The following is a 26,341-nucleotide window of genomic DNA, read 5'->3' as shown; positions in this document are numbered from 1 at the left end:
TTATTTATGAATTACGGAAAACACCCGGTTTCTAGTAGGAATATTGGGGAAATAAAGCGAGGAATCCGCTCATAAACCAGGTGTTTAGCCGTTTCTACACAAGTAAGTTTTGTTATTGTTCGTTTACCAACCCTCAAATCCCCAGCAGCAGAGTCAAAGCATTATTGTTCCAAGTCAATCCTTTGTCTAAAACTTTAAATCCTGCGACTTCGCACATAGCTTCTAAAGCCGAAGCTGTAGGAAGCCACCACCACGGCCCAAAGTCGTTGATGTCAAAAACTACTTTCTGAATTACTCCTAAAATGGGTGCACCGTCGGTGTGTTGCTGCCAGTAAGTTGTTAAGATAGCTCGTTCTGGTTCGCCTAAAGCGGGAATGAAGATTACCCCAGAAGCTGGAATTTCGTAGCGTCCCCGCTCGTTTTCTATAACTTCTTGAGTAATAGCTGAAGTTAAGATTAAATACTCCCCAGTTATTTGACGCAAACTCGTTAAAATTTGCAAAGGGTGAGGGTGATGGTACAAAACTCCTGCACAGTGAACTACATCGTAAGGATCGCCAATGTCTGCAAGCTGAATTTGAGTTATATCTCGATTAATACAATTATAATTAGCAATATTTAAACTTGTCATGCGATCGTGAAAATCTTGCCACCAGTGGATGGATGCGGGCATGGCATCAATCATTGTCAGAGAAACTGCACCGTATTTGCTAGCTACAGATACTTTTTCGCTGACAGTTCCCCACAAGCCGCCGACTTCTGCAAAAGTCTTGCCTTTGACTACTCGGGCGATATAGCGATCGCGAATATCCTTAGCCTCTAACTCTAATAATAGAGTAGATTCCCCTGTTTGACGCTGTTTTTCTAAAATCTCCTCTAATTTTTGGGATATTTCGGGATCTTTTGGTCTAATTTCTAATGCCATCAAGTACAACATTATGGCTTCGTTAAGCCGATCGCTCTCAGCAAACTTTTGGGCTATTTCGCAGTAAAATTCAGGAGCGTGCAGGGGCTGCATTTCGTGGTGATAGTAGCTAGTTGCTACATCTGAATCTACCGGAGTTCTTTTGATTAGAGCCTCACCTAACTTTATGTAAATTTTTGGTAGAGACGGCTCGATTTGAAGCGCACAAAGGTAGGCGGCAACAGCATCGTTCCATGCGTGACTTCCACTCAAAGCATCGCCTAAATTGTAATAAGACCAAGAAATACTGGGATTAAGTTCAATAGCACGTTGGTAAGCGGTAGCTGCGGCTTTCCACTGTTGAGTTTTTAACAGCGCTTCTCCTAAATTGTGGTAAGTCCAAGAGAATTCGGGATTGAGTGCGATCGCCCGCCGATAAGCGAGTGCTGCGGCTTCAAACTTTTGAAGTTTAACTAAAGTCAAAGCTAAGTTATAATGAGACCAAAATAAATCCGCATTTAGTGCGATCGCCCGTTCGTATGCAGCCTCAGCTTCTGACCATTTTTCTAGTTTAAAAAGAGCATCTCCTAACTTGTGAAAAGCAGCGAAAAAATTCGGGTCTACTTCAGTAGCGCGCTGGTAAGCTGCGGCGGATTCAGACCATTCTTGTAATCGATCGCAAGCTGCACCGATGCTGTAGTAAGACCAAGAATAATCCGGGTTAATTTCAACAGCCGTGCGGTAGGCGATCGCAGCTTCTTGCCATTTTTCTAAATTGAGCAGCACGCTACCTAAGTTGTAGTAGGACAAAAAAGAATTGGGATTTAAATCAATACTTTTTCGGTAGGCAGCCTCCGCTTCGCGCCAGAGTTCCTTAGCTTGCAAAACATTGCCTAATTTGTAATGAAACTCCGAAATTTCCGGCTGGAGTTGAATAGCTTTGCGGTAGTGAATAATAGCTTCGTCCCACTTTTTTAGCTCGCTAGCAGCTTCTGCTAATTGGGAGTAAGCTTCGCAAAAACTCGGGTTTAAATAAATCGTGCGGTGGTAACAAGTTAGCGCTTTTTCTGGCTTTTTTTGCGCCAACAAAGTATTACCTAAATCGAGATATTCTTCCGCTATCTCTATCGGTTCCACCATGAGTGCTTGATACCAACAGTCTGCTGCTTCCTCAGCTTGACCGACTTGGGTAAATATCCGGCTCAAATTACGGTAAAATCCTGCAAAGTTTGGTTGGAGGGAGATGGCTTTTTGGTAACAGCCGATCGCCTCTTGCCACTGTTCCAAAGTAGCGCAGAGAGTGCCGAGGTTAGCAAAAGCTTCGGCAAAATCCGGTTGGTGAGCGATCGCAACTTTATACCAATACCTTGCGTCTTCTAGTTTACCCTGAGCTTGCAGCGCCTTTCCCAAGGTCTTGCAAGTCTCTGCAGAGTTGGGTTCAGATGCCAAAACTTGTTGGCAAAGTGCGATCGCCCGATCGAAGTTGCCTGTAGCTAAATAAATTTCTGCCTGCTGCTGGAAATTCACTTGCACTGTTTCTGAATTCATTTTTTTTTTCGTTTGAGTAATGATTACCTGTATGATTATATGCTAGAATTTGCCAAACTTCAAATTTCTGTAAGTAGAGCTACCGAGCACAGAATAGTGCGGAATCTCCGCGACATTAATATAAACTAGATAATCATAGGTTAACAGCGAGCTAAATAATGTCAACACCTACTCGAACACCGCTATTAAGCGTAATTATACCTGTATATAATGGATCTCGCTACATCGTACAAGCGGTGGAGAGCGCCCTATGTCAAACTTTTACTAATTTGGAGATTATAGTTGTAGACGATGGTTCGACAGATCGCACGCAGCAAGTATTGCAGCCTTATTTTGACAAAATTCGCTACATATATCAGGAAAATCAAGGAGTAGCAGCCGCCAGAAATATTGCTTGCCAACTAGCGCAAGGCGAATTTTTGGCATTTCTAGATGCCGATGACTATTTCCTACCATCCAAGCTAGAGAAACAACTAGCTTGCTTTGACGCTGACCCCGCATTAGATATGGTGCAAACAGGTTGGCTGATGGTCGATGAAACAGGGAAAGATATTTTTGAAATGAAGCCTTGGCAGCAAGCGCCTAAATTAGATTTAGAAAGCTTTATTATATTTAAATGCGTGCGTCCTAGTGCGATGATGCTGCGCCGCAAGTGGTGGGAAAAATTGGGCGGTTTCAATGATAATTTTCCCTTGGCTGAAGATTTAGACTTTGCCTTGCGTTTAGCTTTAAAGGGGTGCAAAGCAGTTTGGTTAGAAGAGATTCTTACCTGTTATCGCCAGCACAACTCTAATATCATGTCAAGCGGTTTGCCGCTAATGAAGAATACAGAAATTTTGATGAAAGAATTCTTCAATCGACCTGATTTGCCTGAGTCAATCCGCCAGTTAAAAAACCAGGAACGCTATCTATGCTTCAAGTGGCTGGCCTGGCGTATGTACCGCGACGGTCATCTAGCAGAGATGGCCCAGTGTTTGGAAAAATCATTGCAATATACGCCTTTTTCGCCCACCAAAACAGTCTTGAGTTGGCTGGAAACTTTTAAGATAGCTTCTGAAGAATACGGTGAAAATTTTGATGCTTATTCGCTGAGTAAGTTAGTGGAATGGCAAGAGATAATTGTGATGGTGATGACTAATCCACCCCAATCTCAACAGAGTTCTATTCCCACACCTTCAAAACCGCGTGAAGCGAAGCTATCCCGTAGGGAAACGCACATTTTACTCTACAACGCCGACGATCCGGGCGTGGGAGGATTAGCGCAGTACAACCATGCCATTCTCTGTCAGTTAGCCTTGTTGGGCTATCAAGTTACTTGCGTGCAAACCAAACATTCTAGCCCCTTGCTTGAGCGAGAACGAGAGTTAGGTATAGAGCACTTGTGGCTGGATTTTAGCAGCCATAGAGATTTAGCGCGGGTGTTAAGAAATACTGAGGATGCACAAGAGATTTTTTCTACTAATAAACCTGATCTGATTATTTTTAGCGATGGCTGGCCCTATTCCAATTTTGCAGTTAAACAGGTAGTTATTCAGATGGGAATACCATACATGATGGTAATCGGGTTAGTGATGCCAGATCACGCAAATTTTGCCTACGGGGATGTAGTGCCTTATCGAGAGGGAGTGCTGTATCAGTGCCTGCAAGCTAGAGCGGTGATTGTTGGCGCTTATGAACATTTGAATTTATTGCGCGATGACTTTGATTTACCCAAAGATAAGGGGCAAGTGATTTACTTGGGGCGCTCTCCTGAATATTTTGCACCTCCTAATCCTTCGGCTCGCCAACGCCTACGGCAAGAGTTAAAAATTCCTGAAGATGCGATTGTTTGTTTCACATCTGCTCGATTGGCACCTGTTAAAGGGCATCGATATCAGATCGAAGCAATCAAGCAGTTGAAACAATCTCCCGTGTGGTCTAAACTGTATTTTGTATGGGCCGGGAATGGTGATGGAAGCTATTGCGATGTAGAAAGAGAATTGAGGGAAGCTGTTAAAGAGTTAGGAGTGAGCGATCGCGTGAAGTTGATCGGACAGCGCTGGGATATCCTAGATTGGCTGGATGCTAGCGACATATTCATTTTGACATCTCTCGGCGATGCAGCACCTTCTTTTGCAGTCATGGAAGCGATGGCTAAAGGATTGCCCGTAGTTGCTTCGGCAGCGGGCGGGATTCCAGAAGGACTCGGCGATACTGGGAAGTTGTTGCCCGATCCGAATACCGATCCGGAGGGAACAGCGAGGGAATTGGCGGAAACTTTAGAAGCTTGGGCGATGAATCCAGAATTGCGGCATCAAATCGGTCAAGCTTGCAAGCAGCGGGCCGAAAAACTGTTTAAAGAGGAACGGATGTTGGCAGAGTCGATTGAGGCGATCGAAAAAGCTTTACTTTCCGATTGCGAAAGAAATCAATTTGTTACTCAACAACAGGTGCAGGGGTGGATGGCGAAGGTAGAAAGCCGCGTGCGCTACAACTTTTTAGTGTGGAAAGCGTGGCACGCTTACTGTCAAGAAGATCTAATCGGGATGCAAAATAGCCTTCAAGAATCTTTGCAGTGTACGCCTTTTTTGAGTACAGAGACGATGTTAAACTGGATAGAATCTTTTGGCAATTTTTCATCGGCAAAAGGGCATCATTTAGATACATATTCTCTGACTAACTCAGCCGAATGGCAACAATTGGTACAGGGCTTACAGGGCATTGAATCTGTATTTTTTCTCCCCTAAAACACCAGATTGACCTTTTAAATTGAGGTGGCTGTCAGCAGTATAGCCACAAATATCAGTAAAATTGTATTTTACAGGCCCAACAACGATCAAAAATCTGTGTATCGGCGTCTAAATCTGTGTTGTGTTCCCAAACCATTCGTTATCACCGAGCAAACTCATGTCAATAGCAAATCCGACACCGCGAGTAAGTGTAATTATTCCAGCATATAATGGATCTCGCTACATCGCGCAAGCGGTAGAAAGCGTCATCAGCCAAACCTATAAAAACTGGGAAATTATCGTCGTAGACGACGGCTCAACCGACGACACCCGTCAAGCATTGCAGCCTTATGTTGAAAAAATTCGCTATGTTTATCAGGAAAACCAAGGAGTAGCTGCCGCCCGCAACCGAGGAATTCAGGAATCCCGAGGTGAATTAATTGCTTTTTTAGATCAAGATGACTTTTTCTTGTCCGATAAGTTAGCTGGACAAGTGGCGTTATTTGACGCTCAGCCATCACTAGGAATTGTTAATAGTGGCTGGCGAATTGTTAAAGACCAAGGCGAAAGTATTGGCGATATAAAACCCTGGGAATACTTTCCTCAGCTCGACTTAAAAACCTGGATTGTTTATATGCCCCTACTTCCCAGCGCCATGATGTTTTCGCGGGCGTGGCTGGAACGAGTCGGTGGCTTTGATTCTCAGTATGATTCAGTAGATGATGCCGACTTAATTGTGCGTTTATCACTATCTGGGTGCGAAGCTGTTTGGTTGCCTCAAGTGACAGTATGCTACCGCCAGCACGGGCAAAATGTGTCCATCCAGAGAGCGATAAAACAGGCAAACCTTTGTATTAAATTAAAGCAAAATTTCTTCAGTAGAGCCGACTTACCAGAGGACATCCGCCAATTAGAAAAGCTTGCTTTTTATGAGGCTCTGACATGGATGGCGTGGCAACTGTACTACAGTGGCTATCCGGCAGAAATGACTGACTATTTGCAAAAATCTTTGGATTATACCCCGTACTCCCTGACAGCAACTATAGCAGATTGGGTAAAGCGCATCACCGGAATTGCTAAGACCTACGGCTGCCAAATCGAGGCTATTGCTATGGGAAAATTACCAGAATGGAAACAGTTAATAGCTAGTATCATCACTCCCAAAAAAGTACGCGTCAGTGTCATTATCCCGACTTATAACTGCGAGCGCTACATTCTCAAAGCCGTAGAGAGCGTTCTCAGTCAGAGTTATGAAAACTGGGAAATTATCGTCGTAGATGACGGTTCAACAGACAATACCAGCCAAGTTTTAGCACCTTACCTCGATTTAATTCAATACATCTATCAAGATAACCAAGGAGCAGCCCTGGCCCGAAATCGTGCTTGTAAGTTAGCACGAGGGGAATTTTTAGCTTTTTTAGATGCGGACGACTTCTTCTTACCAGAAAAACTAGAAAAACAAGTAGCTTGCTTTGACGCTGACCCCACATTAGATTTGGTGCAAACAGGTTGGCTTATCGTTGGCAAAAACGACGAAGGCATCTATGGAGTAAAGCCTTGGGAAGGATCACCAAAATTAGATTTAGAAACTTTTGTTTTGTACAAATCAGTGCGTCCCAGCGCCATGATGCTGCGGCGAGAGTGGTGGGAACGCTTGGGGGGTTTCGATCATCGCTTGCCGCCAACCGAAGATTTAGATTTTGTCCTACGTTTAGCTTTAAAAGGCTGCAAATCAGTTTGGTTAAAAGAGATATTAACCTGCTATCGCCAGCACGACAGTAATCTCATGTCCAGCGGCTCCAAAGTAATGAAAAATATGGAAATTGTGATGGAGCAATTTTTCGCGCGCCTAGACTTACCTCAGTACATCCGCGACTTGAAACGCGAGGAACGTTACAGGTGTTTAGTATGGCTAGCGTGGCGGATGTACCGTGATGGATATTTGGCAGAGATGGTCGAGTGTTTGGAGAAATCTCTTCATTACACTCCTTTTACAGGTACGGAAACAGTATTTAAATGGTTAGAAACTTTTAGGAGTGTTTCGCAAGAATACGGGTTCGACTTTGATACTTATGCCTTAACCAATTTAAAAGAGTGGCAAGAGATCGTAGTGGTTGCTGCTAACAATACTCCTCAGTTTCAACCTGCACATATTTCGATTTCCCAACCGCCAAAAGCCCGCCTACTACTGTACGCAGAAGACCACGGAGTGGGAGGTTTAGCTCAGTTCAACCACTCGCTGATGTGTAAATTAGTAGCGGAAGGCTACCAAGTTATTAGCGTTCAAACTAAAGCTTCTCACCCTTTAATTGCCGAACAAAAACAGTTAGGTATCGAACATATTTGGCTGGATTTTGACACAATAAAAGAGTTTTTGCGAGGTACTTACAATTTAGGCGATGCTGAAAAAATTTACGCGCAGGCTCAACCGGATTTAATTATATTTAGCGACGGCTCGCCGATGGCCAATTTTGCGGCAAAACAAGTTGCTATTAAGCAGAATATACCGTACATAGTTACTCTCGGTTATATCGATCGCAATTATGAAACTTTCGATCGGGGCGATCAAATTCCCTATTTGGAGGCTGTCTCCTATCAGTACGGTTTAGCCAAAGCAGTAGTAGCAGTGTCCCAGGAAAATTTAAACTTGTTCAAAAGAATTTTTAAAGTGCCTCTAAAACGAGGCAAACTTATTTATTATGGGAGACCGAACAGTTATTTTGAGCCGCCGAATCTTTCCACTCGCCAACGCCTGCGTCAAGAACAAGGAATCCCTGAAAATGCTGTCGTTTGTTTTACGGCGGCGAGATTGACTCCACTTAAAGGATATCAGTATCAATTGCAGGCGATCGCCCAATTGAAAATACGTCCAATTTGGCCCCAAATTTACTTTGTTTGGGCCGGGCCGGGGTCTACTACTCACGACAATCTGGAACCTGAATTAAGAGCAACTGTGAGCAAATTGGGAGTAGAAGAACAGGTTAAATTCTTAGGACAGCGCTGGGATATTGCCGATTGGCTCGACGCCAGCGACATCTTTATTTTATCTTCCCAAGCAGAAGGAATGCCGTTAGCAATTATGGAAGCAATGGCGAAAGGATTGCCCGTAATTGCCACAGCAGTCAGCGGGATTCCTGAAGAATTGGGAGATACAGGAAAGTTGCTCCCCGATCCTACAATCGACCCAGAAGGAACAGTAAAAGAGTTGGTAAAAACCGTGGAAATATGGGCAGAAAATCCCGAATCGCGTAGACTTGCAGGACAAGCGTGCAAAGCGCGAGCCCAAGAACTATTCAAAGAAGAACGGATGCTTCGGGAATATGGAGAAATAATTGAACAGGCATTGGTAAGTGACGATGAGAGCGACAGTTTCTCTATTAGTCCGAAACTCAAAAAGCAGCTACAGCAAGTGGATAGCCTCCTGAAATACTATTATTTAGTGTGGAAAGCTTGGGAGGCTTACGATCGGCGAGATATGTCCGAGATGATGAACAATTTGCAATCTGCTTGGGCCTGCACACCTTATTTGACCACAGAAACTATCTTTCATTGGGTGCAAAATTTTAGTGTTTTTGCTGCGGAAAAAGGAGTTAATTTCGATATCAACGAGCTGCTCAAGTCCCGATCGTGGCAACAAGTGATAGAATCAATACAGGGTTTTGAAGTGTTTTCATCGGTGCGTTAAAACTGAGATATTGCAGCATTCTTAGGAACGGGCTCTCCGGCCCATTCCACAAAACATCAACCAAACAAAAGATATGCAATTTACATTCAAGTTCCCACGTATTAATAAACTGCTGCTAATTTGTTTAGCTATTGTCACTGTTCTGTTAATAGCCTATTGGGGACAGCCAAGAGCGATCGCCCAACTGCGATCTAACGTTACAGTAGATTTTGGACAGCCAGCCACCGGTACCATTTCCATGAGTGGCATCCTGCACGGAATCGATACCGCAAAACCGCCGGATAGCTCGATCAAACCCTTGCAGCCGAAACTTTGGCGGGCGGGGAGACTCGATATTTACGATCGCATAATCGCCAGCGGAGCCGAGTTTCAGTTAGTAGTCAGCGACTTGTGGGGCTACGGTAGCAATCCCAATGGCTGGCCCTATCAAAACTACCCCGCATGGGAAGCATTCGTGCGGCAATTAGCCCAGCAAAATAAAGGCAAGAAAATTATTTGGGATGTATGGAATGAGCCAGATTGGAAAGATCCATTTTGGAACGGAAGCAGAGAACAATTCTTTGAAACTTACAAAAGAGCTTACAAAATCTTGCGGGAAGAATTGGGGCCGTCAGCAATGATTGGCGGGCCCAGCCTCGGCCGCTACAGCAAAGAATATCTCGCCGCTTTTTTGGATTACTGCAAGGCTAACAAACTTGAAGTTAATTTCCTCTCATGGCACGAACTTAACGACACGATGATCTTATTTGTTGACGATCACGTAATTGAGGCTAAACGCAATTTTCAGCAAAGTCCCTCTTACAAGGAACTGAAATTGCAAAAAATTTACGTCAACGAAATTGTCGGCAACTTAGCGCAGTACCAGCCAGGGGAAATCTTAGGTTATTTGTATAACTTAGAGTATGCAAAAGCTGACGGTGCTTGCAGAGCTTGTTGGGATACTCAAGGGCCAAATAAAGTTAGCAATTGCTTCAACAATACGCTGAGTGGGATGGTCACGCCTAATACTTTTGAGCCAAGAGCAGCTTGGTGGACTTACAAAGCTTATGCTGACGGAGTTAATTCACGGGTGCGGAGTTGGTCAAATAACAATCGCCTTGTCGCTTTAGCCAGCAAGTCCAATCCTGAAGGTAAAGCACAGATACTTTTAGGTTATTTCGATCCCAATTTTTCCTCAGCAACAACGGTAACATTAACCCTCGGCAATTTGGAGCAGCTAGGTATTCAAAGAGGTCAGAAAATCACTCTAAAGTTAGAAAAGATCCCTAACAATCAAGAAGGAGCCGTGCCAAAGCTTGTCACCGTTAAAGAAGAAAGTTTTTCGGTGGGTAGTGGCAGCTTGGCTTATGTTATCCCTAATTTCAACGTCCACGAAGGCTACTTATTGACGGTTAGCAAGTGAGCTAGCTATCCTATTAAATTGTGGACAATTTGTAGGAACACGGCAGTGCCCATTGGTGTCAACTTAACGTTAAACCGATAGTCCGACAGGGGTTGAAACCCCTGCCTCAAAGCTAAAGTCCTCTAAAAGAGGACTAATGAATTATTCAGTCCTCTTTTAGAGGACTTTGGCTATTAGACAGGGAATTCATTCCCTGGCGGAATAGCGGGTAGGCGCGAGGACTAGCGGGTAGGCGCGAGGACTAGCGGACGAAAAGCTTAAGTTGACACCAATGGGCACTGCCGTGTCCTTACAAATATATAGATTTTATCTAGGATTATTCAAAGATTTTTGCACGGATTCCAACCACTCTCGGACTGTTTGATTTTCGGATTGTGGGTCGTAGTAACACCCTAATTCATCGAGGATGAATGCTTCTAAATCGGCGGGGGCGATCGGCATTTCTAGCAGTTTGCTGAGTTCTTGCGATGCAGCTTCAACACTTGCGGGCGGTTCGCAGCAGCGGTAGTTGTTCACTACATCGCTGGGAGTGTCAGCTTCTAACGGCCAGTCTTGGTGAAAGTAGGAACTGAAAAATTGGGTTAAATGAGGAAATTGATTGCTCATTGGGGATAGGCTGTGAGAATAAAGTATCCGGGAGATAATTTGGCGCTGCGCTGAAGGACGATTCTCAGGCGAGATGTTGAAGTTGCTTTGGATGCGCGGCGACGCAGAGTAATGCCAATTATTCTGTTGGCGTTGTAGTCGATCGTATAACGATTACCTTGACTTTTCACCCAAGAGTCGATCGCACTTTGATTTCTGTTCATTGCTTCTGCAATAGCCGCTTCGGCGACGGAACGATCAGTAAAAGAAGATGCTGCAGAAATTCTCGTTTCGCTTGCGAGTCGCTGTGCTAGTTGTGCTTCTGTTTTACCAACGTGTCTCTCTAAAGTGTGTCCTCCTGCTGATTCGTGAAAATCTAATCCGCCGCCCGGTATGTTGGGTACAAAAGCTACGGTGGTTTGTGGTATTGTTGAGCCTTCCGGTGCAACAACCGTAGCGTAAATACCAGGTATAGCCGATTGGAATAATATAATTATTGAGGCGATCGCGCATAGGATACCTAAAAACTTTTTTAGGCGATCGAGTTGAGTTTTCATTGCTGTTGAATCTCTTTCTTATATTTAGTATAGGTGTTTGCTGTTTTTTTATCTATTTCCTAATATACCATTCGGAAGTTATAAATTGCGCGCCGCTTAATTAAATATACGGTGTGCAGTGCGCGCCTTACTGTTAGTTAGGAATTGCGCGCCGTATTTGAATACATGGTGCTGGGCGCGCACCCTAAGATTATTCATAAATAGAGGTTAATAAAGGGTGCTCTGCGCCCTGCCTACGATTATTGAGAATAGTTCGTGATTTCTGTGGTTTACAAAGCTTCACTCAATATGAGAAAACGTTAATAATTCTTTGAAGAAATCACTGATAATTGATGATAAATTAATTGATCATCTTTAAAAATTTGAAAAAATGCAAGTAGTTATCCTAGCAGGTGGTCTCGGTACTCGTCTCAGAGAAGAAACAGAATTTCGTCCCAAACCCTTAGTTGATGTGGGGGGACATCCGATTATTTGGCACATCATGAAGATCTATGCACACTTCGGTTTCCAAAACTTTATTGTGTGCTTGGGCTATCGCGGCAACATGATTAAAGAATATTTCCTTAATTATGAAGCCATGAACAATGACTTTACTATCTGTCTGGGACGGCAAAATACGATCACTTATCACGAGGAACATCTCGAACAAGATTTTCAGGTGACACTGGCTGAAACTGGCGCGGAAAGCATGACAGGAGGGCGGGTAAAACGGATAGAAAAATATATAGATCGCGAGAATTTCATGGTGACATACGGCGATGGAGTAGCTGATGTCAATATTGAGGCTTTAGTCGATTTCCACAAGTCTCATGGTAAGCTGGCAACTGTCACCACATTCCGTCCGATTTCTCGCTTTGGAATTTTGGATGTAGACAGCGATAGCCGCGTAGTACAATTTTCCGAGAAACCTCAAATAGATGGCTGGATCAGTGTGGGATATATGATATTTAACCGCCGGGTATTTGAGTATTTGGGGGAAGATGATTGTATTTTAGAGCAGGAGCCGATGCAGCGTTTGGCCGCAGACGGACAGTTGATGGCTTACCGTCATGAGGGCTTCTTCTTTGCGATGGATACTTTTCGAGAGTACAAGTATTTAAACGAACTTTGGGATGAAGGGAAGGCTCCTTGGAAAGTGTGGAAATAAGTTAGTTGTGGCATTCTCAGTCTGCCTTTTATGAACAGGCAAGATGCCCGTTCCACAAGAAATTTACTTTTTGTGGAACAGGCATCTTGCCTGTTAAGCGAGAAGGGTGCAAAATGTGAGTAACTAAGTTAGTTTGGGGGTAAATTTTTAGGCGGGTCCACAAGAATTTAGAGAAAAAAAACTATAAAATAATTATATAAAATGGAGATCCAAGATATTCTCAACAGCACAGAAACTTACCTGCAAAAGTGCGTTTCACCCCACGCGGAAATTATCGACAGCGACTCGGAAGCCATGAAAACAGCAGTTGCGGGATTGGAAGATCGATCGCTCTTAGCATTGCGAGTTCCCCAAAAATGGGGCGGTGTCGAAGTTGCACCGGAGATTTTTTACAAATATCAGGAATTGACGGCTCGATATTCCGGCGCTTTGTCTTTCTTGCAAACTCAGCACCACAGCGCAACTGCGATGCTTGCCAACAGCGACAATGAAATGCTAAAAAGCAGATACTTGCCCGCGATCGCCCAAAAAGAGTTACGCTTGGGTATTGGGTTTTCGCATTTAAGGCGATCGGGCAATCGGGCCGTCACCGCCACTCCCGCAAAAGCGGGTTATTTACTGTCAGGAAAAGTTCCTTGGGTAACAGGTTTTGGCTTGTTTCAAAAGTTTATTGTAGCGGCGGTACTTCCTGACGAACGCGCTGTTTTCGGTTTAGTGCCTTTTGCCAATATTGAACGCGAATATGGTAAAATAACATTCAGCGAAATCATGCAGTTAATCGCCATGAACTCGACTAATACTGTGACAGCAACTCTGGATAATTGGTTGCTGCATGAATCGGAAATAATTTCAGTTAAACCTGTCGGCTGGATTTCGGAAAACGACAGCAAAAATATACTGAATTTTGTGCCGGGTACTTTTGGCTGTATTCGAGCGGGATTGGATGTAATTGCAGCCGCCGCTGCTGCTAAGAATTCACCTTTTATAACGGCGGCTTGCCAAAAACTAGAGCAAAAGCTCGATCGGCTAAAACAGAATTTCCAACAATCTCAACATAGCTCGAAAGCCGAACAATTAGCGCTGCGAGCTCAAGCCATTGATTTAGCGGTGCGTTGCGGGCACGCTGCAGTTGCAGTTTCTAGTGGTGCTGCTAACGGTACGCTGCACCCGGCAGGGAGAGTTTATCGAGAAGCTTTGGTGTATACTGTTTCCGGGCAAACAAAGGATGTGATGGAAGCAACGCTCGATCAACTAATCGAATTTTAGATTTTAGATTTTAGATTTATCTCGCAGAATGTCAAAAACTCAACTTTGTTTAATAAATAATAGATATATTTAACCTGATGACAAACAACTTTAAGTCAAATAACTTAAAAACGATCGCCTATAGCCAAATTGTAGACTTAACCCATTCAATTCACCCCAACATTCCCATTTGGCAAGGAGATCCAGCGACAGAAATTGCCACAGTAGCTCAAATAGAAACAGACGGGTATTTCCTGCGAAAATTCTCAATGGGCGAACACAGCGGCACTCACATCAATGCACCCAACAGCTTTTATGCAGGAGGCGCCAGCATTGATAGTTATTCCCCGCAGTCGCTCGTTGTGCCGGCAATTGCGATCGACCTCCGAGAGCAAAGTCTTGCCAATCCCGACTACACTTTAACAATTGATGATATATTGACTTGGGAACGGCAGCACAAACTTATAGAACCGGGAAATCTAGTTTTATTGTATACTGGCTGGCAAGAAAAATGGGATGACGAGCGCGCATTTTTTAACCGAGACGATCGCGGAATTTGCCACTTTCCCGGATTTGGCAAAGCAGCCACTCAATTTTTGCTAGAAGAACGCTATATCGCGGGAATTGGAACCGACACCCACGGAGTCGATACCGGGCAAGATGAAAGTTTTGTGGTTAACAAATTGGTATTGGAAAAGCAGCGAATAGTGCTGGAAAATCTGGCAAATCTCGACTTGTTACCTGCGGCTGACATCACTTTAGTTATCGGAATCTTGCGTCTTTTGGGAGGTTCCGGCTCGCCTGTGTCAGTGTTAGCTTTTGTTGCTTAATGCGGTAAAACTTACATCTTGCACCATGATCGAGAACAGGCAAGATGCCTGTTCCACAATAAAATTCCCTCTTTGTGGAACAGGCATCTTGCCTGTTCCTAAACAGGTAATTGAGAATGGTGCAATATCTCAGGTAAAATTAGATTGAGAGAAGTCGAGCAACAATAATAAGATTAATGACAGAACTGCCCAAGGATCTCAACGAGGCGATCGCCCAATCCCGCATTGCCACCGCCGCTGCCCTCTCGGACGGCAAAACTCTACTGCAAGTCGAATTAGTATTTCCAGAAATCGCCCTGCAAGCACAGTCTATCGCCCTACAATTTCTCCCAGAATTTGAGGAAATCTACCCCGGAGTAAAAGTCTTTTTTCCCGACACTGGTGCGGCAGCCCTCGCGCGCCGTGACTGGGGAGAAACACCGTTTAAAGTCACTGATTTGGGCAGCAGTCGCACCCCTGTTGAAGATAAAATAGCACCGGAAGATCAACTTTTCCTTTTGATAAATCCAGCAGCGGTAGAAGTTGCCCAAGTCGAAAAAATTTACATAGCTGCGGCCGGTCGCCCAGTAATTCTACTCAACCCCCGCCTAGAAGATGTTGCCACCATAGGTATAGGCTATGCGGGCCGCCAATTGCGCGATCGATTCCTCAGCAAAATTGAATCCTGCTACTATATCAGACCCCTAGACACTGCTGCTTTATTCCGCTGCTACCCCCAATCGTGGCAAGTGTGGCTGGAAAGAAACGACGAATACCAACTAATTTCTGAAACCGCCCAAAAACCAGTCGGAGACGATTTAGAGCGGATTTTAGCCGCTTCTCTCCCAAGCGCCGATCCTGACTCCACCACACCTGCCAAACCCTTAAAAAAGAAAGGTTTTTTGGCAGAACTCCAGACATTCCTAAAAGCTTTGACTCAGTGACAATCGTTAAGGCTCGATCGTATTTTACGGTGTGTCAGCTAGGATTATTTTCGACTTAATCCGTCGGCTAATCGCTGATGCACCCTAAAGCGTGAAATAACTCAAAGCTTTGCCTCAGTAACAGCAGTTGCAGAAGCAGAATTAGCAGCTTGCCTGTGTTTCTATCAGTAGCTACGCAAACAGATACTGGTGAGCTTTACAGAATCTTTATAAAAAGCACTATAATGGGTGACACCCCTCCACCGTAAAAGAGGGGAGGCAAATAACAGCAAAATCAGATGCTATAAGCTAGAGATGGGGCTTTTGAGTCAGGGAAGCGGATAAACACAATGGAGCACCGGCGCATTGTTATCGGGGACGTACACGGGCATTACGACGGCTTAATGACCCTGCTAGAGGCACTTGCCCCCAGCTCGAACGATCGCGTCTATTTTTTAGGAGACTTAATCGATCGTGGCCCCAAAAGCGCTCAGGTATTAGATTTTGTGCAGCAAAGCCCCTACCAAACTCTGTTGGGCAACCACGAACAACTGATGCTGGAGGCTTTGTCGGGGACGCCGATGGATATGCGCGCGTGGCAATCTTGGCTCTACAGTGGCGGCGATGCGACAGTAGCCAGCTACAGAGATACAGGGATGATGCCGTACAAACACTTAGAGTGGCTGCGATCGCTCCCTACGTACCGGGACTTAGGGGACATCTGGCTGGTTCACGCGGGCGTTGACCCCCATCTGTCGATCGATGAACAGTCGATCGAACAATTGTGTTGGATTCGCAGGGAATTTCACACCATGTCGAAACCCTATTTTCCCAATAAATTAATTATCACCGGTCACACGATCACCTTTACCTTTCATGGAGTCAGACCGGGCGAATTAGTCAGGGGCGAAGGGTGGTTGGATATTGACACGGGTGCTTATCATCCCAAAAGCGGCTGGCTGACAGGATTTGACCTCAGCTACCGCAGAGTTTATCAAGTAAATGTATTTAACCATCAAGTCCGAATTTTGCCCTTTGACGAAGTTGTTCGGCAATTGAAGCCGCAGCCGATTGCACCCCCCCAAGCTGCGATCGATTCTATTGTTCAACAGCAGTGTTAAATCAATTTGTAGTTTTAGGGTATGTCAGCTTAAGTTCGATCTATCTTATATCTTGCACCATTGTCAATAATTCTTTTATGAACAGGCTTTTCGGCCTGTTCCACAAGAAAATTTATCTCTTGTGGAACGGGCCGGAGAGCCCGTTCTTGAGAATGGTGCAAGATGTCATATCTATTAAATCGAAATTAACTTGCTGCTGACATACCTTAGTAACTGGATTTATTTTTTAACGAACCGCGAAGACGCGAAGAGCGTGAAGTAAGAAAAGAGAAGAGAAGAGACGAGAAAATAAGAGAGTGTCTGACTGATTTATATTTCTACGAACCTAAAAGCCTGCGGATTTCTAGCCTGTAATCCTCATTATCTAAACCTTCACCGCTAGCGAGATCCGGATCTATAGCCTGCGAAATAGCAGCAATACGATCGCCAGTTGCCGGGTGAGTGCTCAAAATGCTCGGAGGAGAAGGCTTGTTGAGCAACTTTTTCATAAAATCAACCATCCCAGATTGAGCGTAGCCGGCTCGCCCCATAGTTTGCAATCCCAACTGATCCGCTTCATACTCAGCTTGGCGACTGTGGGGACGCCGCAAAGCCAATTCCACCCCAATCTGAACCGCCTGAGATCGATCGAGCCCAGTGGCCGAAGCTACACCTGAAGCTATGGCCATTTGACGCATTTGTTTAATCGCGTGGCGAGCATTAATGTGAGCGATTTCGTGGGCGATCACACTTGCCAATTCTGCCTCATTGTCCGCCGCCGTCATCAAACCTTTATTCACATAAACAAAACCGCCCATAGTTGCAAAAGCATTAATCGTGTCGTCGTCAATCACTTGAAAAGTATAAGGAATATTGGGGCGAGTGCTTTCTTGAGCGAGTCGTTGACCGATACGGTTGATATATTCTGTAGTGTCCCGATCGCGGTCAATCTTAAACTCGCTGTTCGTTAACTGCTGATTAATTTGTCGGCCAATAGTCACCTCTTGGCGATCGGACATATTCGACAATTGAATAACTTGAATGCCCCGAAAAATTAGTTCAGGCAAAGAAAATGCTTGAGTCGGTTCCGGGGAAACCACCCAGATACCCGCAGCCACAATCAGGGACAGAAACAGATAAATCCCCCGGCCACAAGTACGCCGGCAAGTCAACCAAAAACTTTTTAACATGAGTGATAGGTGCCAGAAGTTAGATAAAATTGTAGGAAAAACTCGAAAAGTCACTAAATAGGCAGACGTAATTTGAGGATGCTTAGTTGCTATTCTAGCTTTTTGTCAATTTTTAACCGCGCCACCAGCTTCTGGGCGATCGACCCAAGGTCAACCAACCGCCGTCAACTGCCTTCTGGCTTAAGTGCCCCAGTCATGCGGATTTTGGGCGATCGTTGTGGTAATATCTTTTAGCTTCAGGACTTACGCATCAATAAAGTATGTCATTGCCAGCGGTAGCTCAGCAATAGCACCATCTGTTTTTCATCGATGTCTGCGTAAGTCCTGAGCTTGTAAACATACTCCTGTCGCTATCAGTTAATTAAGCGATTTATGAAAATTTTGGATTCTCAAGGCCGACTGTTCGGCAAACTCAGCATTCTAGACGTAGGTGCGGCTCTAATCGTACTGCTAGTTGCAGTCGGAATCTTTTTCTTTCCCGGCACTTCTGGCGGTTCCGTCGCCCAAGTCGGCACCAGTATCAAACCTGTAGAAATTGATGCAATTGCGATCGGTCTCAAAGGAACAAACGTTCAAGATTTGTTCAAACCAGGTGATAAAATCAATGTGGTGATCCGCAATCAACCCTCCGGTCAGATTACCATCAAATCTGCCAAAACTCTCACCAGAACCCTAGCAGTTCCTCAGCCCAACGGCACTCTGAAAGCTCTCCCCGATCCCAGAGAAGAAGAAGCTTTCAGCAAAAATATGATGTTTACCTTAGAGGGAAAAGGTCAACTTACTGAAAATGGCCCGGTTTTAGGTAATACGAAAGTCAAAATTGGCACTACGCTAGAGCTTGAAGGCAACAAGTACATTTTCAACGCCAGCGTTATAGACGTGCGAGTAAAAGAATAATTAGTAGTCAGTAGTCAGTAGTCAGTAGTCAGTAGTCAGTAGTCATTGCTAATGGGAAGAGGGAATTCATATTCCTTCTTCCTTCTATCCTTTACATCCTTTACATCCGTTACATCCGTTACATCCGTTACATCCGTTACAAAATCCGTTAAAAAATCCGTTGCCGAACTTCTTTACCCTTCCGAAAGCAATTTTAAGTATTGCCGAATTAAGCCAATCGTGACAGCGGGAATTTCTAACTGCGGAGTCAAACCTACGTTTTCCAGAGGTTGAAAAACTTTGATTGCTTCGGGGTTGAGGTTTGCCAACCGCTTGCCGATATCGGGCCCGGTAAACTGCGATTTTTCTCCCCAAATAATCGCTGTCGGCGTTGTTAGCTGAGTGATGTACAGCGACAAATCAAAGCACAAATCTCCCCGCACAAAAGACAGGGCGGCATATTCTGCATTGGGTTCCAAAGCAGATTGGAGGTAAGCATCAACAATTTCTTGGTAAACGCGACGCGAATCGGCAAATTGGCGTTGTTCTAGGAAGCTACGGATGCCGCCGTCTGTGGCGATTCCGGTACTGTAGAGCAAGCGATCTAAAATCGGCGTGTTGACTAGCTTAGCGAAGAAACTGCTGCCGTAATCTTGTCCGAAGTCCGACAAACCGCTGGGTATGGTCAAAATCAGGGATTTGAAGAGATCCGGCCGTGCGATCGCAGCTCTAATCGCGATCGCCCCTGTCAGCGAAGAAGCAATCACCTCTGTCGGACTGCCGCAAGTTTTTTCTAGAAATTCGATCAAAGTTGTGATATAATCTTCAACCTGATAATTTCTTGCCGGATGTTCCGATCGCCCCCAACCGATTAAATCCGGTGCTAAAATTCGATATTCTGTCGCAAAAGCCGGATAAACTTTCGACCATTCGTAGGCACTCGACCCGCCACCAAAACCGTGAAAAAATACTAAGTTAGGCTTATTTTCCGAAGTTGAGGTCGGCAACCCCATCCAAGGCATTTTTTCAGCAGTGTAGTAAACCATTCTGCCGAGAGAAGTAACTATTGATCGCTGACCGAAGCCGAGGGGTACAAGCATAAACTAACCTTAATCGCTGTTATATTTTAGATTCTTTTCCGTCGCCCCGTCTTTGTTTAAAAAACTTGCAAAGCAGGTGGCGTTTTTGTAAAGATTGAGTAATGATTTAAATCTATTTTAGTACAGGTGAAGCGTGAAACTACAGACAGCAAGTAAGTTTTGCGATTTGGGCAATTCGGCTGTGTAGTTATCCTTACCCTTGCAAACTACCGCCGATCGGAGATAATAGCAAAATGATGGGTAAGACCCCTCAACAAAATAGAGTCGGTTCGCCAATCCCGAAAGCAGGCGCTCGGAAAGGAGGAGTATTAGAACTCGCTTTCAGGCAGGCGGGAGGTTGGCGGAGGCTCGCCAATCACGAATCATTAATCACGATATTTTGCGGAGCAGTGGCTTTTGAGGTCGAAAGTCTTTGTTGGAGGGCGGGCGATGGGGTTTCGATTCCTAATTCCAGGTTTGGCAATCACGGGCCTCGCCGTTATCAATTCCAAAACACAAGAAACAACTAATCTCAGGGAGGTTTACTAAAATGCAACTGCTCAGAAAAAGGGATCGCGAGGGTTTTATGGTTGATGCGAAAAGTCTTCAATCAGACGGGTTTGCAGAATTTGATACAGCCTATCGAAGCATGGATTTAAACGGCAAAAAGTCTGTTGTCGCCACTCCAGAACGCTCAGGCGCAGGGTCAGAGGTGCGATCGCGCGCCACGGTACCTGCGATCGTCCGCGTAGCTTTAGAAGACTTGAAATGCTTTGAAGTAGTAGAACATCAGTTTGCACATTGGGGGGTGACTTTTAGCAATGCCGTCGCCATCCAACCTTCAAACCCAGCATTTTTCACTGGTTCTGGGGCAACAGTGTTAATGGGGGCCCCCAAAAGCGGACTGATAGAAGTAACTTTTAAGTATCCAGTTCGCTGGGTGTCAGGACTTGTCACCAGTTCGCGGCGAACTGTTTTATCTGCGTGTGACATTGACGGCAACCCAATTGTTCAGGATGAAATGCCGGCGCCCAATCTAGTGGGGTCTAATTCTCCGATCGCCCCTAGGGCTCCCCTACGCGTAAAAGCTCCGAATATTCATCGAATTAGTTTTTACGCTTTTGACGGTCAGCTAATAGTCGATGACTTGACTTTTGGATTTTAAAGCAATGCCATAAGTAGCGTCCCAAGTCTGCAAACCTTCGAGAAGGGCATTGCGGACTAAAGCTTCTGGTTCCCGACTCAGCATCAGGCGAAAGCACTCGGCAGCGCGGGAACGGGCGATCCTCTTCGAGGGCTTCGCTAACGAACTTTTGACAGAGCTCACAGGGCCAAACCCACCCTGATTCACCAAATCGGTCATTTGCCGCACAGCAATCAAACGCTTCACGGGGTCAGCATCAGTCAAATCCGCCAAGATGCGATCGAGCGCCACTTCATCTTCATCTTTTGCGGCCCCCAGACTCAACCCTTGCCGCAGCAACAGCCCTGCAATCGCGATCGTACCCAAATTCTGCAAAATTAAGCTCAAAGCCATCCAGTGGCTCTCGGAGTCCGCCCAAATCGCCAAACTCATGTAAGCGCCCAAGGTAGCAATGCCGCCGGTGCCTACGGCTACAACAAATCGGCGGTTCGGGCCCTCCCAAAATTGCTCGCCTTTTGCTCGCAGCAATTGCCAGTCCCACGACTGCCCTCGGTAAACCAGCATCATCGCTGCTATCCCCAGGCCTGTGGAAAACAGTAACTCACTGTTCCACCACCCCCAAACTGCTGCCAGGGTGACAACTGCCAGCCAACCTTTTGATCGAGTCAAACTCTCTAGCAGCCACTTGAGAAACGCAGTAGAAACCACAGGCGATCGGGCCCAGGAGGTCTTGCCATCTACCCTCCGGCGTCTTGTTTCGGCAGTCCGGCCTGTGGCTGTTGGGGTTGCCGGCGGGCGATCGTCCGAACTCAATTCTCTCAAAGCTTGACCATCAGTTATTTCTAAAGACAGGTCGCTCAAGGGGGGATTACCGAGTTCCAAAGTGCGATCGGACACTTTCACCGGCGATCTATTCAGCTTGGTTGTAGTTTTTTTAACTTGATTCATACTGACTTTTTTGAAAAATAACTTAAAGTTATCCAGGCTTTTTTAGCACTGATTTAGATTCTCGGTAAACAAGAGTCTAAGACTCTATGATACCCGAAATTCAAACCCGTGGTGAGTACCGCAACTGCGCTGAATTGCGAGAAATCCTTACCAAAAATAGAGCAATTGAAGATTGTTGAGAAAATCACGAGAGGTTAACAGCGAATATTTCTGAATCACTGTTGAGGCCCAAGGGCCATCGGAGTTGGTATGATGGCCAAAACTCGAAATTTTTTAATTTCCGAAAATAGGGGAATTTTGATTGATTCAGTTCGTCCGCCAAGAAATACGCGACAAAAATTTAGCCTTTTGCCCGCAGGCCCGGGCTCTCGCTGCTACCCCCGGTGTCAGATGAGGCTGGGTTCAGCTTGACCGCTAGCTTAGGGCACCGCAGCCTCCCGTCGGGCAGAGAATCCAGACACAGACAGTATTGTTGGATAATTAGCCGGAGCATTCCTAAACTGCTAAGATTTTGGAATTAATGGGAGTTGAGGAAGCCGATCATCCGGGTTCAAACCGGTAAAGCAGCAAGCCAAACAACCGACCGCGCAATCCGGTTCGGCAAGTGCGGAGGCTGGAAAAACAGCGGCTTTTGACCAAACTCAGACAGAACTGATGCCCCAAAGTGTGTCTGCGGAGGTTAGGCTAGTGAAGAGACGAAAAGAATAGTTACGATCGAGACTTGATTAGTCTACCTTGTAATTTATTGCTCAGTTGTCAAGCCCAACAGTTTTGCATTCTCGCGATCAGCGAGACTCTTGGCACTTCCCACAAGTGGGGAACTCGACAGTCAAAGAGCTTGGGTTTGATGGTAAAGCCCTTAGTAATATGTCAACACCTTACCGATAACTCGCCGGCACAATCTTGCAAGAAAACCCATGTCTAGTATGCACAACCAATTCACGGTTCACTTCTGGGGCGTTAGAGGTAGCATAGCGTCTCCCGGGGCAGAAACAGTACGTTACGGGGGCAACACGCCCTGTGTAGAAATGCGAGTGGGTGAGAGTCGCCTAATTTTCGATGGCGGTACTGGATTGCGGGTTTTGGGACAAACTCTCCTGTCCCAGATGCCCGTAAAAGCTCATATGTTTTTTACTCACTCTCACTGGGATCACATTCAAGGATTCCCATTTTTTGTCCCAGCTTTTATTCCTGGGAACTGCTTTCACATCTATGGGGCTATTGCTCCTAATAAGGCTACTATCCAGCAGCGCCTCCACGACCAGATGCTGCACCCCAATTTTCCGGTACCCCTGCAAATTATGGGGGCAGACCTGAAATTTAACGATATAGAAGTGGGCAAACCGCTGGAAATCGGAGAGATTAAGGTGGAAACTGCTTTGCTGAACCATCCGGGCGAAGCTATAGGCTACCGCGTAAACTGGCGGGGGTATTCGGCTGCTTACGTGACTGATACCGAACATTTTCCCGATCGTTTAGACGAAAATGTGCTGTATTTGGCTCAGGATGCTGAGGTGCTGATTTACGACGCTACTTATACCGATGAGGAGTATTATGCGGAGAAAAGCAGCAAGGTCGGCTGGGGACATTCGACTTGGCAGGAAGCGGTGAAGGTGGCAAAGGCTGCTAATGTCAAAAAGTTGGTGATTTTTCACCACGACCCGCTGCACAATGACGAGTTTTTAGACAAGGTGGGAGAACAAGTGGCTCAAAGATTCCCGAACAGTTTGATGGCGCGGGAAGGTTTGTCGTTACAATTGCTGCCTCCTGATAACAATTTGTCTGAAGTGTCGGTGCAAGCGCCTCAAGTGCCTGTCTGATGGATTTGAGATTGCCAGATTGTTCTGAAATCTTGAGGTCGGAAATCTCAAATTTAAGTTAGGGCTGACCTCAAAGACGGATACAAGCCCCCGGCTTAAGTCGTGGAAAACCAAAAAGTTTAGACCAAAGTTCAACCTTCCAGATTTATCTGTGGAGTCAAATCTAAAATCTAAAATCTAAAATCTAAAATCGAGTGGCGATCGCACTAAGTATGTCAAAATTTTAAGCGTGTGGGTAACTTCTTCTTGTACCGCTGCTCTGACTCCAACTTCTGTTGCCTTGGGAAACTTTGATGGTTTGCACCTAGGGCATCGACAAGTCGTGCAGCCAATTTTAAATCGATCGCCTGGGCAAAATTCTGCGACGGTGATTGCGTCGGGGCCAAACTTGCGCTCCAACGCTGGCAAAGATCAAAATTGGGAAACAGAACATCCGGCGACCTGCGAAAATGACTCAGCAGCACCGCCGGATAGAGCCGAAAGCCGCCATAATTTCGAGGGTTTGATAGGCCCTAGGGCAGAGGGGAACAGCCTCTCTGGGATCGATTCTGATGGGGTCGATCGACTTTATAGCACTGTGGTGACATTCGATCCGCACCCGCAAGAATTTTTTACGGGTCAACCGAAAAAACTGCTGACGCCTCTGGCAGAAAAGGTAGAATTGCTCGCAGCAATGGGCGTCGAGCAACTTGTGCTGCTGCCGTTCGATCGAGAATTGGCGGCTTTGACTGCTTCTGAGTTTGTCGAGGAAATTTTGGTGCGACAACTAAAAGCGAGTCGAATTAGTGTGGGGGTTGATTTTCGGTTTGGGCGGGGACGCGCTGGGACGGCTGTGGATTTGCAGTCGATCGCGTCGGGTTACGGTATTGATGTTGCTCTTGTACCGCTGCATAATTGCGGTGAGGGCGATCGGATCAGCAGTTCTGCAATCCGCTTATGTCTGGCATCCGGCGACCTCACAAGAGCGAATCAGTTGCTGGGGCGACCTTACAGTTTAGTCGGGACTGTGGTTGGGGGACAGCGGCTGGGTAGGACGATCGGATTTCCTACTGCTAATATCGAACTGCCGCCGGAAAAATTTTTGCCACGTTTTGGCGTATACGCGGTGCGAGTCTCGCTGAAACATGGATGGGAAAAGATGAAAGATGAAAGTTCTTCCTATCAGCGGGAAAACCCCAAATCTGTAATCCCCGGCATAGCATCAAATTTATCTTTTGTCAATGGGGTGATGAATGTTGGCTGCCGCCCGACGGTAGACGGTCTGCAACCCACTGTGGAAGTTCACCTGTTAGATTGGTCTGGGGATTTGTATGGTCAAACCTTGAGTGCGAGTTTGGTAGAGTTTTTGCGACCCGAACAAAAATTCGCTTCTCTGGATGCTCTCAAAACTCAAATTCAGACAGATTGCGACATTGCTAGAAGTCTCTTAACTGCTAAAGTCTAATAATTATGTGATCTAGAACAGGCGATCGGTTTTAAAAATGGTGCAAGATGAGTCAGACTAAATTCTAGTTGTACAAATACGAAGTCCGCAAGGCAAAGACTCAAGAATTTGGCAATTTGATGTTTGATCAAAAATTAGCAATTAACAATTAGAAATCAGGGATATGAGACAACATATTGAGCGACTGAAACAAAATCTAGGCAAAACTATTGTTGGCAAAGGCGATGCTATTCGCTTGGTGCTGGTAGCCGTGCTTTCGGGCGGACACGCGCTGCTGGAAGATGTGCCCGGTGTGGGAAAAACGCTGCTGGCGAAGTCTTTGGCGCGATCGATCGATGGGAAGTTTCAGCGGATTCAGTGCACTCCCGATTTGTTACCGACGGATGTCACCGGTACTAATATTTGGAATCCGCGCAGCGGAGAGTTTGAGTTTTTGCCCGGCCCAGTTTTTGCTAATGTTTTGCTTGCCGATGAAATCAATCGGGCGACGCCGCGAACTCAGTCAGCTTTGCTGGAAGTGATGGAAGAAAAGCAGGTGACAGTAGATGGAGTTTCTCGGAATGTTCCGGCGCCGTTTTTTGTGATTGCGACTCAGAACCCGATCGAATATCAAGGCACTTTTCCGCTGCCGGAAGCGCAGATGGATCGGTTTACTTTGTCTTTGACTTTGGGCTATCCCGCTGCTTTGGAAGAGTTGCAAATGTTGGAACGGCTTTCTGATAGTTTTGCTGTTGAAGATTTGCAGCCTTGTATTTCTTTGGCAGAAGTGCAGGAATTGCGTCGTTTGTGCGCTGCTGTGAAGGTGGAAGGCTCTTTGAAACAGTATATTGTAGATTTGGTGCGATCGACGCGGGAGGATGAGGAGATTACTCTGGGGGTGAGTCCCCGAGGTGCGGTGGCTTTGCACCGGGCGTCCCAGGCTTTGGCGTTTATTTCCGGGCGGGATTTTGCTACCCCGGATGATGTGAAGGATTTGGCGCCGCACGTACTGTCTCATCGGTTGATTCCGGCGGGGGGAAGGAGGGCTAAGACGATTGTTGACAAGTTGTTGCGATCAGTTCCTATTCCTTAAAAAGTTTGTAAGTAATTGTTTTAATTAAAGGAACAGGCAAGATGCCTGTTCCACAAAGAATTACAGCTTAATTCAAGGAACAGGCAAGATGCCTGTTCCACAAACAATAAAGAATTACAGCTTAATTCAAGGAACAGGCAAGATGCCTGTTCCAC

General features: G+C 45.7%; 20 protein-coding genes. 14 read left to right on the top strand and 6 right to left on the bottom strand.

The window, feature by feature from the left end; translation table 11 throughout:
* Positions 1–133 precede the first annotated feature (133 nt).
* Complete coding sequence (locus QUB08_RS08850) at positions 134–2,452, bottom strand: tetratricopeptide repeat protein (RefSeq protein WP_333224377.1); 2,319 nt, start codon at positions 2,450–2,452, stop codon at positions 134–136.
* Between the two features lie 158 nt (positions 2,453–2,610).
* On the opposite strand from QUB08_RS08850, the gene QUB08_RS08845 reads away from it, so the two are divergent.
* The 3 genes from QUB08_RS08845 (at position 2,611) to QUB08_RS08835 (ending at position 10,247) form a co-directional block, all read left to right on the top strand.
* Positions 2,611–5,178: a glycosyltransferase gene (locus QUB08_RS08845; RefSeq protein ID WP_333224375.1), complete on the top strand. Its 2,568-nt coding sequence runs from the start codon at positions 2,611–2,613 to the stop codon at positions 5,176–5,178.
* Between the two features lie 160 nt (positions 5,179–5,338).
* Positions 5,339–8,845, top strand: a complete 3,507-nt coding sequence (locus QUB08_RS08840; RefSeq protein WP_333224373.1) for a glycosyltransferase — start codon at positions 5,339–5,341, stop codon at positions 8,843–8,845.
* Between the two features lie 73 nt (positions 8,846–8,918).
* The gene (locus QUB08_RS08835; RefSeq protein WP_333224372.1) at positions 8,919–10,247 is read left to right on the top strand and encodes a GH39 family glycosyl hydrolase; all 1,329 of its coding nucleotides are present in this window, start codon (positions 8,919–8,921) and stop codon (positions 10,245–10,247) included.
* 306 nt (positions 10,248–10,553) lie between these two features.
* Here the strand turns inward: QUB08_RS08835 and QUB08_RS08830 are convergent, their stop codons facing one another.
* Both QUB08_RS08830 and QUB08_RS08825 read right to left on the bottom strand, forming a co-directional pair.
* Entirely contained in the window at positions 10,554–10,853 is a 300-nt protein-coding gene (locus QUB08_RS08830; RefSeq protein ID WP_333224370.1) for a contact-dependent growth inhibition system immunity protein, read from the bottom strand.
* Positions 10,850–11,389: an RNase A-like domain-containing protein gene (locus QUB08_RS08825; RefSeq protein WP_333224369.1), complete on the bottom strand. Its 540-nt coding sequence runs from the start codon at positions 11,387–11,389 to the stop codon at positions 10,850–10,852. The genes QUB08_RS08830 and QUB08_RS08825 overlap by 4 nt, the downstream gene beginning before the upstream one ends.
* 370 nt (positions 11,390–11,759) lie before the next feature.
* Here QUB08_RS08825 and rfbF point away from each other — a divergent pair, with 370 nt between their 5' ends.
* The 5 genes from rfbF to QUB08_RS08800 all read left to right on the top strand — a co-directional run bounded on the left by rfbF (position 11,760) and on the right by QUB08_RS08800 (position 16,634).
* Positions 11,760–12,536 (top strand): glucose-1-phosphate cytidylyltransferase, encoded by a 777-nt coding sequence (gene rfbF / locus QUB08_RS08820; protein WP_333224367.1) that lies wholly within the window; start codon positions 11,760–11,762, stop codon positions 12,534–12,536.
* 201 nt (positions 12,537–12,737) lie between these two features.
* Positions 12,738–13,802 carry an acyl-CoA dehydrogenase family protein gene (locus QUB08_RS08815; protein WP_333224366.1) on the top strand — a complete coding sequence of 355 codons (1,065 nt, stop codon included), beginning with the start codon at positions 12,738–12,740 and terminating at the stop codon, positions 13,800–13,802.
* 77 nt (positions 13,803–13,879) lie between these two features.
* Positions 13,880–14,611, top strand: a complete 732-nt coding sequence (locus QUB08_RS08810; RefSeq protein ID WP_333224365.1) for a cyclase family protein — start codon at positions 13,880–13,882, stop codon at positions 14,609–14,611.
* 176 nt (positions 14,612–14,787) lie between these two features.
* Complete coding sequence (locus tag QUB08_RS08805; protein WP_333224363.1) at positions 14,788–15,534, top strand: DUF1995 family protein; 747 nt, start codon at positions 14,788–14,790, stop codon at positions 15,532–15,534.
* Positions 15,535–15,863: 329 nt separating this feature from the next.
* A complete protein-coding gene (locus QUB08_RS08800; RefSeq protein ID WP_333224362.1) occupies positions 15,864–16,634 on the top strand; it encodes a metallophosphoesterase family protein in 771 nt (256 codons plus the stop codon).
* Positions 16,635–16,951: 317 nt separating this feature from the next.
* On the opposite strand, the gene QUB08_RS08795 is transcribed toward QUB08_RS08800, so the two are convergent.
* Complete coding sequence (locus QUB08_RS08795; protein WP_333224360.1) at positions 16,952–17,803, bottom strand: M48 family metallopeptidase; 852 nt, start codon at positions 17,801–17,803, stop codon at positions 16,952–16,954.
* Positions 17,804–17,905: 102 nt separating this feature from the next.
* Between QUB08_RS08795 and QUB08_RS08790 the strand changes: the two genes are divergently transcribed.
* Together QUB08_RS08790 and QUB08_RS08785 are read left to right on the top strand one after the other, a co-directional pair.
* Complete coding sequence (locus QUB08_RS08790; RefSeq protein WP_333224359.1) at positions 17,906–18,037, top strand: hypothetical protein; 132 nt, start codon at positions 17,906–17,908, stop codon at positions 18,035–18,037.
* 138 nt (positions 18,038–18,175) lie between these two features.
* Positions 18,176–18,700 carry a DUF4330 domain-containing protein gene (locus tag QUB08_RS08785; protein WP_333154652.1) on the top strand — a complete coding sequence of 175 codons (525 nt, stop codon included), beginning with the start codon at positions 18,176–18,178 and terminating at the stop codon, positions 18,698–18,700.
* Positions 18,701–18,873: 173 nt separating this feature from the next.
* Here the strand turns inward: QUB08_RS08785 and QUB08_RS08780 are convergent, their stop codons facing one another.
* Complete coding sequence (locus QUB08_RS08780; protein WP_333224357.1) at positions 18,874–19,779, bottom strand: alpha/beta hydrolase; 906 nt, start codon at positions 19,777–19,779, stop codon at positions 18,874–18,876.
* A gap of 529 nt (positions 19,780–20,308) precedes the next feature.
* Here QUB08_RS08780 and QUB08_RS08775 point away from each other — a divergent pair.
* Positions 20,309–20,923, top strand: a complete 615-nt coding sequence (locus QUB08_RS08775) for a hypothetical protein (protein ID WP_333224356.1) — start codon at positions 20,309–20,311, stop codon at positions 20,921–20,923.
* On the opposite strand, the gene QUB08_RS08770 is transcribed toward QUB08_RS08775, so the two are convergent.
* On the bottom strand, positions 20,891–21,850 hold the full coding sequence (locus QUB08_RS08770) for a hypothetical protein (protein ID WP_333224355.1): 960 nt from the start codon (positions 21,848–21,850) through the stop codon (positions 20,891–20,893). The genes QUB08_RS08775 and QUB08_RS08770 overlap by 33 nt on opposite strands.
* Before the next feature lie 917 nt (positions 21,851–22,767).
* On the opposite strand from QUB08_RS08770, the gene QUB08_RS08765 reads away from it, so the two are divergent.
* From QUB08_RS08765 to QUB08_RS08755, 3 genes are all read left to right on the top strand, one after another.
* On the top strand, positions 22,768–23,670 hold the full coding sequence (locus tag QUB08_RS08765; RefSeq protein ID WP_333057201.1) for an MBL fold metallo-hydrolase: 903 nt from the start codon (positions 22,768–22,770) through the stop codon (positions 23,668–23,670).
* Between the two features lie 229 nt (positions 23,671–23,899).
* Complete coding sequence (locus QUB08_RS08760; protein ID WP_333224354.1) at positions 23,900–25,114, top strand: bifunctional riboflavin kinase/FAD synthetase; 1,215 nt, start codon at positions 23,900–23,902, stop codon at positions 25,112–25,114.
* 163 nt (positions 25,115–25,277) lie between these two features.
* Positions 25,278–26,186: a MoxR family ATPase gene (locus tag QUB08_RS08755; RefSeq protein WP_333224352.1), complete on the top strand. Its 909-nt coding sequence runs from the start codon at positions 25,278–25,280 to the stop codon at positions 26,184–26,186.
* Positions 26,187–26,341 lie beyond the last annotated feature (155 nt).

Origin of the sequence: Microcoleus sp. BR0-C5 (assembly GCF_036705045.1) — a bacterium.
Classification (GTDB): Bacteria; Cyanobacteriota; Cyanobacteriia; order Cyanobacteriales; family Microcoleaceae; genus Microcoleus.
Note: the sequence above shows the minus strand (reverse complement) of the source record. Positions and strands in the feature narration are given on the sequence as shown.